Annotated in this window: 10 protein-coding genes; 7 read left to right on the top strand and 3 right to left on the bottom strand. The window is 71.4% G+C overall.

The genetic code is table 11. The features are described 5' to 3' along the window. Position 1: 1 nt before the first annotated feature. Positions 2–850, bottom strand: coding sequence for an NTP transferase domain-containing protein (locus KFLA_RS10445; protein ID WP_012919753.1), 849 nt, complete (start codon positions 848–850; stop codon positions 2–4). Positions 851–934: 84 nt separating this feature from the next. Here KFLA_RS10445 and KFLA_RS10440 point away from each other — a divergent pair, with 84 nt between their 5' ends. From KFLA_RS10440 to KFLA_RS10415, 6 genes are all read left to right on the top strand, one after another. Beyond that, entirely contained in the window at positions 935–2,056 is a 1,122-nt protein-coding gene (locus KFLA_RS10440) for a sensor histidine kinase (RefSeq protein ID WP_012919752.1), read from the top strand. Next, entirely contained in the window at positions 2,053–2,715 is a 663-nt protein-coding gene (locus tag KFLA_RS10435; protein WP_012919751.1) for a response regulator transcription factor, read from the top strand. Before KFLA_RS10440 ends, KFLA_RS10435 begins: the two co-directional genes overlap by 4 nt. A gap of 59 nt (positions 2,716–2,774) precedes the next feature. After that, entirely contained in the window at positions 2,775–3,491 is a 717-nt protein-coding gene (locus KFLA_RS10430; protein WP_012919750.1) for an ABC transporter ATP-binding protein, read from the top strand. Then, positions 3,488–4,255 (top strand): ABC transporter permease, encoded by a 768-nt coding sequence (locus KFLA_RS10425; protein ID WP_012919749.1) that lies wholly within the window; start codon positions 3,488–3,490, stop codon positions 4,253–4,255. Before KFLA_RS10430 ends, KFLA_RS10425 begins: the two co-directional genes overlap by 4 nt. Further along, positions 4,248–4,952 (top strand): ABC transporter permease, encoded by a 705-nt coding sequence (locus KFLA_RS10420; RefSeq protein ID WP_012919748.1) that lies wholly within the window; start codon positions 4,248–4,250, stop codon positions 4,950–4,952. The genes KFLA_RS10425 and KFLA_RS10420 overlap by 8 nt, the downstream gene beginning before the upstream one ends. Positions 4,953–5,201: 249 nt before the next feature. Then, positions 5,202–5,405, top strand: coding sequence for a cold-shock protein (locus tag KFLA_RS10415; RefSeq protein WP_012919747.1), 204 nt, complete (start codon positions 5,202–5,204; stop codon positions 5,403–5,405). A gap of 64 nt (positions 5,406–5,469) precedes the next feature. On the opposite strand, the gene KFLA_RS36570 is transcribed toward KFLA_RS10415, so the two are convergent. Together KFLA_RS36570 and KFLA_RS10405 are read right to left on the bottom strand one after the other, a co-directional pair. Next, on the bottom strand, positions 5,470–6,339 hold the full coding sequence (locus KFLA_RS36570; protein WP_012919746.1) for a GNAT family N-acetyltransferase: 870 nt from the start codon (positions 6,337–6,339) through the stop codon (positions 5,470–5,472). 33 nt (positions 6,340–6,372) lie between these two features. Next, positions 6,373–9,579, bottom strand: a complete 3,207-nt coding sequence (locus KFLA_RS10405) for an AfsR/SARP family transcriptional regulator (protein ID WP_012919745.1) — start codon at positions 9,577–9,579, stop codon at positions 6,373–6,375. A 115-nt stretch (positions 9,580–9,694) separates the two neighbouring features. Here KFLA_RS10405 and KFLA_RS10400 point away from each other — a divergent pair, with 115 nt between their 5' ends. Next, positions 9,695–10,600, top strand: a complete 906-nt coding sequence (locus KFLA_RS10400) for a class I SAM-dependent methyltransferase (RefSeq protein ID WP_012919744.1) — start codon at positions 9,695–9,697, stop codon at positions 10,598–10,600. Positions 10,601–10,603: the final 3 nt, after the last annotated feature.

Raw genomic sequence — 10,603 nt, 5'->3', positions numbered from 1 at the left:
ATCACCCGCCCGCGTCCGCGGAGATGAAGGCGACCGTGTCGCCGGCGACCAGTGGGACCAGTCCGTCGCCGCGGATCTGGTCACCGTTGATCGCCGCCAGCACGTGGCCGTCGAAGGCGAGTCCGACCTGCTCCGCCGCGGCGCCGAGCGTCGCCGCCCGGACCCGCCGGGGACCGCGCTCACCGCCCCGGTTGGCGAGCACGCCGAAGCGCTCGACGACGATCTCGGGGGCAGGCCGGTCGCGGGCCGCGCGGTACTCGGCCGGCTCGTTGACGTTGACCACCGAGTCCAGCCGCGGGTCGACCCGGGCGAGCTGGGGATCCGCGAGCAGTTCCGCCTCCTCGACCCGCAGGACGTCGCACTCCTTGAACAACTGCGCCGGCCGGAGCTGCCCGGCGTCGAGCAGCTTGGTGATCCGCGGTGCCAGGTCGGTGCGGTAGCCCGCGGTCATCGGCTGCCGGTAACCGTGCACGAACGGGAGCACCACCTCCGGACCCTCCGGACCGAAGCGCCGCAGGACGGCCTGGACGAAAGCCACGTGCAGGAAGGGCAGGTCGGTCGAGCAGACGAACACGGTGCCGGCGCTGTCGGCGGCGACGGCCAGGCCGACGGCGAGTCCCTGCAGCGGCCCCCGTCCTTCTTCGGGGTCGTCGCGGACCAGCACGGCCGGATCCAGCGCCGGCAGCTGCTGACCCGGTGCCCGGACGACGACGACCGGTCCGTCCACGGCCCGGGCGACCACACCGGTGACGTGCCGGAGCAGCGTCGAGCCGTGCCACTCCAGGCCCGCCTTGGCGGTGCCCATCCGCGACGACCGGCCGCCGGCCAGCACCACTGCAGCAGCTCTCATACTGTCGACGGTATACGATGTTCGGTGAATGCGCTTCCCTCGGCGTGCAGTCGGTTTCGGGACCGCTCCCGTATCGTCGGCCCCATGCTTGGTGGGCAGTGGCGCGCGGGTGGGACCGCGCTGAACGCGGCGGTCGGGATGCTCGTGATCGCGGTGTTCTGGCTGCCGGTGGACCTGACCGGTTCCGGAGCGGTGCTGGAGCTCGGGCTGACGGTCGTCCTGCTGGGCGGGCTGCTGCTGCGGGGCCGCTTCGCGACGACCGCCTTGGTCCTGACCGGCGCGACCACCTTGACCGGAGCTCTGCTGAACATCACCCAGGACCCGTTCGTCGCCGTCGCCTGGACGCTGTACCCGGTCGCCGTACGGCGGAGCTCGGCCAAGATCGCGCGGACGGTCGGGACGGTGGTCCTGGTCGCGGTGACGGTGCTCGGCTTCACCGGGACCCGGGAGGTCGCCGAGGCCGCGCGGTACGCGCTGATCAGCGTCCTGGTGCTCACCGGCAGCTGGGCCCTCGGTGAGGCGACCCGCCGGCAACTGGTCGAGGTCGAGCAGAACGGGCGGCTGCAGGCGGAGCAGGCCGTCCTGGCCGAGCGGCTCCGACTCGTTCGCGAGGTCCACGACGTGGTGTCGCACTCGCTCACCAGCATCACGCTGTCCGCCGGCGTGGCGGCGCACGTGGCACCCGGCGATGCCGAGCGGTTGTCCCGCGAGCTGATCCGGGTGGAGCAGTCGGGCCGGCAGGCGCTGGCCGATCTCCGGATCGTGCTGGGCGCCGCTCGGGACGACAACGCCACGGCCGAACGAGCTCCGACTCCCGGCCTGGAGGCGCTGGCCGGACTCGTTGCCGACGTGCGGCCGGCCGGCGTACCGGCAGAGCTGGCGCTGACCGGTCGCGAGCACGTTCCGCCCAGTCTGGAGCCGACGATCTACCGCATCGTCCAGGAGAGTCTGACCAACGCCGTCCGGCACGCGCAGGGCGCACGCTGCACGGTCACCGTCACCGGTCGCCCGGAGGTGGTGGACGTCGAGATCGTCTCCGGGCGCGGCACCGGCACGACCGTGCGACCGCCGGCCGGCGGCGCGGGGTACGGGCTGCTCGGCCTGCGCGAACGCGTCGAGCTGGTGAACGGCGACTTCCACTCCGGTCCCCTGCCGGACGGCGGCTTCCGCGTCGCCGCGGTGATCCCGACCCAGGACCGGCGATGAGCGCCCGGATCGGCGTGGTCGTCGCCGAGGACCAGAGCAGCGTACGAGCCGCGCTGGCCGAGCTGGTCGGCAGCGATCCGGCCCTCGACCTGCTGGGCTGCGGCGCGACCGGTGACGAGGCGATCGAGCTGGCCACCCGGCTGCACCCGGACGTCGTCCTGATGGACATCCGGATGCCCGGGACCGACGGGCTCACCGCTACCCGCGTCGTCTGCGCACGGTTGCCGGCCACGAAGGTGCTGGTCCTGACGACGTTCGACCTGGACGAGTACGTCTACGAGGCACTCGGCGCCGGAGCCACCGGGTTCCTGCTCAAGAGTGCGCCGGTGACGGACATCCTGCGCGCGATCCACACCGTGCACGAGGGCCAGGCGATGCTGTCGCCGGAGATCACCCGGCGGCTGATCGCCGAGGTGTCCCGCGGCCGGACCCGGCGTACGCCGGAGGCCTTCGAGCAGCTGAGCCCGCGCGAGCTGGAACTGGTCGGCGCGGTGCTGCGCGGACTGTCCAACGAGGAACTGGCCGCCGAGCTGTTCCTCAGCCTGTCGACGGTGAAGACCTACCTGAGCCGGATCTTCAGCAAGCTCGACGTCCGCGACCGCACCCAACTGGTGATCCTGGCCTACGAGTCCGGCCTCGCCGACGAGTACCGGCGCTGAGGTGACAGTCAACCTTTGACCGATGCCGCGCGGGTGCACCCCGGCGCCAGACTGCTCTGGTGATCGAGATCGCCAACCTGACCAAACACCATCGCGGTACGACGGCTGTCCGGGACGTCAGCTTCCAGGCGGTGCCGGGCCGCGTCACCGGATTCCTCGGCCCCAACGGCGCGGGCAAGTCCTCGACCTTGCGCATCCTGCTCGGCCTCGACCGGGCCGACGCCGGCAGCGCGACCATCGGCGGCCGGGCCTACCGCGACCTGCGCTCGCCGCTGCGGACCGTCGGCGCTCTGCTCGAAGGCAGCGGCGCCCATCGGAGCCGGACCGCCCGGGCCCACCTGGAGTGGGTTGCCCTGAGCAACGGCCTGCCGCGCGACCGGGTGCGGCACGTGCTCGAGGAGGTCGGTCTCGCCGACGCGGCCGGCACCCGGGTCCGCAAGTTCTCGCTCGGCATGGGCCGCCGGCTCGGCATCGCCACCGCACTGCTGGGTGATCCCGAGGTGCTGGTGCTCGACGAACCGGTCAACGGCCTCGACCCGGAAGGCATCCGCTGGCTGCGGCAGCTCGTCCGCACGGCCGCCGACGAGGGGCGCACGGTGTTGCTGTCCAGCCATTTCATGGCCGAGATGAGCAGCACCGCGGACGATCTGGTGGTGATCGCCGGCGGCTCGGTCGTCGCGCAGGGATCGATCGACGAGGTCGTCGGCGACCACGCCGGCCTGGAGGAAGCCTTCTTCACTCTGACCGCTGGCGCACCGAACGCAGGCAAGGCATGAAGCAGATCGTCGTCGCCGAGCTCCGAAAGCTCCTGTCCTTGCCGGTCGCGCTGCTGGCGATCGGGCTCGGCACCGTCGGCCCCGCGGGGATCGCAGCGCTCACCACCGGTCGTCTGCGGGACGAGCTCGACGCCGGTACGGCGTACAACTCCGCGGCGGACAGCGTGTTCCAGCTGGTCCTGCCGGGCTCGGTGGCCGCGATCGTGCTGGGGGTCGTGCTCGTCAGCAGCGAGTACACCACCAACAGCTCCGACGCCGGCGGTGGGCGCCAGATCACCACCAGCCTGCTCGCCGTACCGAACCGCATTCGGCTGCTGGTGGGCAAGGCATTGGCGCTGGCCATCGTGTCGGTCGTGGCGGCGACAGTCGCACTGGTGGCAGTTCTCGCAGTGACGAGCGCTCTCCTCGGACCACACAGCCTGCTGACCAACGGACTGGACGGCGCCGAGCTCGGCCGAGTGGTCGGTGGCCTCGTGTACTGGACGCTGAGTGCGCTGATGGGCTTCGGCATCACCTGGGTCACGCGCAGCGGCATCGTTCCGCTGATCGTGCTCGTCATCAACTCCACGTTCGTCTCGGTGACATTCCTGCTCTCGAAGCTCACCTCGCTGGCGCACTACTTCCCCGATCTGGCCGGCTTGCGGATGATCACGCGCGACACCGGCACCGGCGTCGCACCGGTGACGGGCGGCCTGGTGATGGCGTTGTGGACCGCCGGCATCCTGCTGGTGTGCGGCTCCGTGTTTGCGCGGCGTGATGCCTGAGCGGCCCGGCCCGGGTGCGGGCTCCGTCGTCGCGGCGGAGCTGCTGAAGCTGCGCAGCCTGCCGGCCGTGAGCGTCACCATCGCGACCACCGCAGTCCTGACCGGCCTGCTCACGCTGGCGGTGAGCGCCTCCGACGGGGCCGCGATACCGCCGCTCGCCGTCGTTGCCCAAGTCATGCAGTACGGCCAGATCGGTGTCGTCCTGGTCGGCCTGCTGGCGGCGACCAGCGAGTACGACGACCGGCAGATCGTCACGTCGCTGATCAGCGTCCCGCAGCGATTGCTGCTCGCCGGCGCGAAGGCGATCGCCTGCGTGGTCGCGGTCACCGTCGCGTCCGCGCTGACCGTCGCCGCGGCGCACCTCGCGGTCGTGAACCGGTTCGCCGACACCCCGGGGACGGACATCGCGACCGGCGCAGTGGGGTCGATCTGCTACCTGACCCTGCTGGCGATGTTCGGCCACGGCGTCGGCCTGCTGCTGCGCGGCACGATCCCCACGCTGATCGTGATCCTGCTGCTGGCGTACGTGGCGTCGCCGTTGCTGGGCCGCGTGGGTGACTACCTGCCGGGAAAGGCGGGCAGTCAGCTGTACCAGAGCACGCCGACTGTCGGTCTGTCGACGGTCGTCCTGGTGGCCTGGGCCGTCGCGACACTCCTGGCCGCGACCACGCTCTTTCTCCGGCGCGACGCGGCGTGAGCAAGCCGAAGATCGACACGGATTCGCTGCTGATGACCGGGCGCACTGTGCAGCCGGGCAATTCGTGCTACCGTTTCCGTCGGTTGCAGTTTTGCAGTTCCACGTTCGTTCTTGAAACGCCCGCGGGAAGTGTGATCCGCAGGGCGTTTTTCTCATTTCCGGGCCACGGTCCGGGTGGGAGGGCTCGTTCGGCAACCCGGGTGCCGGCGACCGTCGGACCTGATACCCGCCCCACCAAAGGAGCAGATCATGGCTAGCGGAACAGTGAAGTGGTTCAACGGCGAAAAGGGCTTCGGCTTCATCTCGCAGGACGGCGGCGGCGCCGACGTGTTCGTGCACTACTCGGCGATCGCGACGGACGGCTTCCGGACCCTCGATGAGAACCAGAAGGTCGAGTTCGACCTCGCGCAGGGCCCCAAGGGCCCGCAGGCGGAGAACGTCCGCCCGGTCTGAACCCCGTACGTAGCAGGCCCCGCCGACTCGTCGGTGCGGGCCTGCTCCGTTTTTCCGGACCTTTTCACCGGAGCTGGAGCACCCAGAGCTGCTCGCCGTCGTCCAGCTGCTCGGTCCGGCTGAGCCCAGCCGCGGACGCGACCGCCGCCGACGCCGCGTGCTCCGGATGGACATGGGCGACGATGCGCTCCAGCCCTTGGCCCCGCAGCCAGCCGACCAAGCCGGTTGCAGCCTCGCGGGCGATGCCTCGGCCCTGCCAGTCCGCGCCGACCACCCAGGCGATCTCCGCCTCGTCCCCGGTCACCGTTGCCTGCACGTAGCCGACCAGTACGTCGTCCGGCCGGAGCCGAAGCACCCAGTTGAGCCAGTGCTCCCCCGGTCGTCCCGATCCGGCAACCTGGCGCTGGTAGCGCTCGGCCAGCTGCTCCAGGCTCGGCGGCTCCCCACCGATGAAGCTGTAGAGCTCCGGCGCCGACAGCACGCGCGCCATCGGCTCGGCGTACTCGGGTGAGAGCGGGAGGAGCGCGAGGCGGTCGGTGTCGAACCTGGTCGCGATCACCCGCTCACCGTACGCCGGACGGCTGACATGCACGTCGAACCGTGGGTTGCGCCGGTCCGCCGGCCGGTACGGCGTGACCCGTTCCTCGTAGTGCAGGTGCGGGCCGAGCGCTAGCCCCAACTGGTCCCCGGTCTCCACCGTGTCCCCCCGTCGAACCGCTGGCTCGGACAGGTGGCTGTACAGGTGCCAGATCCCGTTCGACTCGACCACCACCCGGTCCCCCTCGACCTGCACGACGACACCGGCCAGCGTGGCCCGGACCGCCGTGCCGTGCTCCGCCCGGTAGTCACGTCCCGGATGGACTCCGCCCCGGCACTGCTCACCCGTCGCCCCGAACTCCCGGACGACGACTGCGTTGTGCACCGGCGCTGCCATGACCCGATGGTCCGCTCAGCGCTTCAGAAAGCCTTAAAGCCGCGCGGGGACGCCCGGGTACGGCGCCGGCTCGACCTCCAGCTCGGTCATCCGCTGCACGTAGGTGCGGTAGGCCCGCCTCGCTTCCCCGTGCGCACCGCTCGCCTGGAACGCGGTGACCAGGCCCAGGTGTGCCCGTTCGTCGTACTGGTCGCGCTGGAGGATCCGGAGCAGGTAGCCGGCGGCCGCGTCGGGGTCACGCTTGCTGCGCTCGGCCAGCACTCGCGCGACCCGGACGTAGAGTGCGCGGGCTTCCTCCCGCAGCCCGGCGGCCCAGTCGGCGTACACGTCCTCCTCCAGGAAGTCGCCGCTGTACGCCGCCTCGGCCGTCCGCAGCCGGGCGAGATCGTTGGTGTCGAGGCCCGTCCGGGCGTCGTGCAGGAAGTTCTCGACGTCCACGGCGGTCTGGTCGCGGTCCAGCCAGATGGTGGCCCGGTCGGCGCCGACGAAGGCGTCCGGGGCGAACTGCTTGGTCGGGTCCAGCACCGACCGCACTGTCGACAGAGCCACCGAGAGCCTCGGTGACGCGACAGCTTCGCCCTGGTCGGGCCAGAGCAGGTCGAGCAGCTGAACGCGAGCCACCGGCCGGCAGCGCCGTGCCACCAGGATCTTCAGTAGGTCCCGCGCCTTCTTCGACGGCCACTCGCCAAGCTGCACCGGCTTGCCGTTGCGCAGGACACGGAAGCCACCGAGGCACTCGACCCGCACCGGCGCCGGACCGGTCTCCTCGCTCGTCGCCAGCGCCGCAGCGGCGTACCGGGTGGCACCGGCGGCCAGAAACTGCTCATGGGCACGCAACGCCAGCTCACGGCGTACTGGACCTTGGGAGCGCCTGGCCAGCATGAGTTCTGCACGGGCCTGTCCGAGGGGATCGCCCAGTTCGTTCCTGATGTTCAGTACTTCGTGCAGCACCTCGCTGCCGTCAGCCGCGGCGTACAGTTCCAGCGCGTCGGCCAGACCGGCCCGGTCGCGGCGCTTCCGGCTGAGCGCTGCGGCCTCTTCGGCGGTCTTCGCGGCGTCCTGCTTGTTGCCCGCGTGCAGCGTGACCCAGCCCAGCGCCACCAGAGCTCCGCACTGACCGAGCACCGGGCCGTAGCCGACCGCCTGCCTGGCCATCTCGGCCAGCTCGGCGGCGCGTTCGGGCTCCTCCATCGCCAGCACCCGCGCCAACCCGGCCAGAGACGGAACCAGCGACTGCATGTCCTTGGTGTCGGTCGCCATCGCGATCGCCTCCTCGAAGCAGGCGCGCGCCATCGCCCGGTCACCGCGCTCACGGTAGACCTCACCCAGCACAGCCAGGGGTTGCGCGACCCGCTTGGATTCCAGCTTCTGGTAGAGCGCTCTGGACGCCTCCAGCTCCCCGATGGCTTCGTCGAGGCGGCCCAGCCGCAGCAGCGCCTCACCACGGTTGTTCAGCGCCAGCGCGCGAAACACGGCGAAGCCGGCCCGGTCCGCGAGTTCCAGCGCCTGGTCCAGCTCTTCCAGGCCGAGGGTGTAGTCGCCCTCGGCGATGTGGTGCGAGCCGCGGTTCACCCGGATCCGGATCGACTGCAACAGGTCACCGGCCCGCTCGGCATGGTCCAGAGCACGCAGGTAGTGGGACGCGTTGCCGCGAGGGTCGCTGTCGACCGCCGCGAGCATCGCCAGGACCGTGTGGGCGATCGCCAGCGCCCGGTCGTCACCGGATAGCCTGGCGGCGGCATGGGCAGCGTCGATCAGCTCACGGCACTCGTCGAACTCCCCGCGCAACCAGTGCGCCCCGGCCCACCACGCCTGAAGCAGGGCCTCGTCGGCCGGCTGCTGCCCGTCGACCCGCCCGCGCCGATAGGTGGCGATGGCAACGTCGGTGCGACCGCGCAGATGGTGGATCAGTCCGAGGCGCCAGGCGATGCCGACCGGAATCTCACCGTCCGCGTCGATGATCCGGTGGAAGCACTGCTCGGCACCCTGCCAGTCGCCGAGGACCTGACGGGCCTCGCCTTCCAGCTGATCGGTGGCCGGAGTACGCAGGTCCGTCGGCAGTGCGGCGACCGCTGCGACCACGACCTCGGCCAGCCCGCCGCTGACCAGGACATGGCCGCGCTCGGTGAGCATGCGCGCCACCTCGTCCGAGTCCACCGCCTGGAAGCAAGCCAGGGCGTCCCGGTGCTCGCCGACCGACTCGAACCACCGGCCGGCACGTCGTACGAGGGCCTTCATCTCCTGCTCGTCGGAGGACAACCTGTCCCGGGCGAAGTCGCGAACCAGCGGGTTCAGCTCGTAGTCCGCGTCCCCGGCGGACACCAGCAAGCCGCGGGTCCGCAGTTGCTGCAGGATGTCGGCGCTGTCCGACAGACCGATCGCCTCGCACAGGCCGGAGCTGAACCGTGGCAACACCGCGACAGCCGCGACCAACCGGCGTACGGCGGCAGGCTGGGCGGCGAAGACTTCCTCGGCCAGGTAGTCGTACAGCGGCCCGTCGGACCGCAGCGCGCGCCGCAACCGGCTCCGGCGCTCAGCAGCCGACACGGTCCGCAACGCCTCGACCGCAAGCCGCACAGCCGCCGGCCACCCCTGTACTGCGGCCTGCAGCGGCTCGGCGAGTTCCTCGGCTCCGTCGCCGAGCACCACCCGCAGCACCTCGACTGTCTCGGGCACTGTGAACGCGAGTGCCGTCGCATCGATCTCCAGCACCTGGCCGCGACCGCGCAACCGGTCGATACCGAACGGCACAGCGGTCCGTGACGCCACCACCAGGTGCAGCGCGGGCGGCGCGATCCGGACCAGGCCTTCGATCAACCGGGCGGCCGGATCACCCGCGGCGAGCTCGTGCAGGTCGTCCAGGACGAGCACCAGGTCGGCCGTGAGGTTCTGCTCGAGCGCCTCGGCCAGCACAGCGGCGTACGCGAGTGCTCTGGTCTCCTGCTCCGCGTCGGCGTCCGGGCCCCGCGGTCCCTGGAGCTCCGCGGTCAGGACCGTGGACAGCGCGGGCACCTGCCGCCGGAGCGACTCGACGAGGCCGGAGACCACCGCGGCAAGCGAGCGGTCCTCGGCACGGACCGTGTACCAGGCGCAAGGGCGCTCGGCGGCCCAGGAGCCGAGCAGCGTGGACTTGCCGAACCCGGCGTCCGCCACGACGGTGAGCAACCGCCGCTGGACCCCCTCCTCCAGCAACGCTGTCAGCCGTGGGCGCGCGACAGTCCCCTGCGCGGGCTCCGGCATCTGCCACCTCCTGTCCCCTCGGACAGGACAGCACTGTGGGTAGTGCCGCGCAACCATGACCGCCTCCGACACGGAAGTTGAACGTGAATATCGGCCGGTCCGGGACACTGTCGGCATGACCGAGATCAACTGGGCCGACCAGGCCGAGCACCTGCGCAGCTCCGCCACCGACGACGCCGGATGGAACGAGATCGTTGCCGCGGGCCTGGTCCGGCCGACCGACCGGGTGCTGGTCGACGTCGGCTGCGGCGGCGGAGGCATGGCGAAGGCCCTCGCCGCGGCGCTGCCCGCCGCGACAGTGGTCGCGCTCGACGCCGACGAGCAAGTGCTGCGGCAGGCCCGCGAGCACACCGGCGGCGCCGTCCGGTGCGAACTGGTGTCGATGGACGACGGCCCCGAACCGTTGCGACAGGCAATCGGTACGCCGGCCGACCTGGTCTGGGCGTCCGCCTCGGTGCACCACGCCGCCGACCAGCAGTCGGCGATCGACGCGCTCGCCTCGCTGCTGGCACCGGGCGGGCGGCTCGCCCTGGCCGAAGGCGGGTTGCCGGCGCGGAGCCTGCCGTGGGACCTGGGCATCGGCGAGCCCGGGCTGGAGCTGCGGCTGGATCTGGCCCAGGACCGGTGGTTCGCGGGCATGCGGGCTGTGCTGCCCGGTTCGGTCCCGATGCCGTACGGGTGGACCGACGCGCTGCGACGGGCCGGGCTGACCGGCGTCACGACCCGCACGATCCTGACCGAGAAGCCCGTACCCCTGTCGGACGAGGACCGGACGAAACTGATCGAGCAGTTCCGCCACCGCATCGACCGGCTCGACCCGACGGCCACGGCCGAGAACAGCGGGCACGGGCATGGTCATGGGCACGGTCATGGGCCGGCGCAGGAAGAATGGCTCAGCCCTGACGACTTGGCCGTCTGGCGGCAACTGCTCGATCCCGCCGGCCCGCACCACCTCGGCCGCCGTACCGACCTCGCCGCCATCTCGGCTCGCAGCATCCACGTCGGTCACCTCCCGGCCTGAGGT

Origin of the sequence: Kribbella flavida DSM 17836 (genome assembly GCF_000024345.1) — a bacterium.
GTDB classification, from domain to species: Bacteria; Actinomycetota; Actinomycetes; order Propionibacteriales; family Kribbellaceae; genus Kribbella; species Kribbella flavida.
Note: the sequence above shows the minus strand (reverse complement) of the source record. Positions and strands in the feature narration are given on the sequence as shown.

Excerpts from the sequence above, each read along its gene's own strand:
- KFLA_RS10435 (WP_012919751.1), top strand. The coding sequence starts at position 2,053 with ATGAGCGCCCGGATCGGCGTGGTCGTCGCCGAGGACCAGAGCAGCGTA.
- KFLA_RS10445 (WP_012919753.1), bottom strand. The coding sequence starts at position 850 with ATGAGAGCTGCTGCAGTGGTGCTGGCCGGCGGCCGGTCGTCGCGGATG.
- KFLA_RS10420 (WP_012919748.1), top strand. The coding sequence starts at position 4,248 with ATGCCTGAGCGGCCCGGCCCGGGTGCGGGCTCCGTCGTCGCGGCGGAG.
- KFLA_RS10415 (WP_012919747.1), top strand. The coding sequence starts at position 5,202 with ATGGCTAGCGGAACAGTGAAGTGGTTCAACGGCGAAAAGGGCTTCGGC.
- KFLA_RS10400 (WP_012919744.1), top strand. The coding sequence starts at position 9,695 with ATGACCGAGATCAACTGGGCCGACCAGGCCGAGCACCTGCGCAGCTCC.
- KFLA_RS10425 (WP_012919749.1), top strand. The coding sequence starts at position 3,488 with ATGAAGCAGATCGTCGTCGCCGAGCTCCGAAAGCTCCTGTCCTTGCCG.
- KFLA_RS10405 (WP_012919745.1), bottom strand. The coding sequence starts at position 9,579 with ATGCCGGAGCCCGCGCAGGGGACTGTCGCGCGCCCACGGCTGACAGCG.
- KFLA_RS36570 (WP_012919746.1), bottom strand. The coding sequence starts at position 6,339 with ATGGCAGCGCCGGTGCACAACGCAGTCGTCGTCCGGGAGTTCGGGGCG.
- KFLA_RS10440 (WP_012919752.1), top strand. The coding sequence starts at position 935 with ATGCTTGGTGGGCAGTGGCGCGCGGGTGGGACCGCGCTGAACGCGGCG.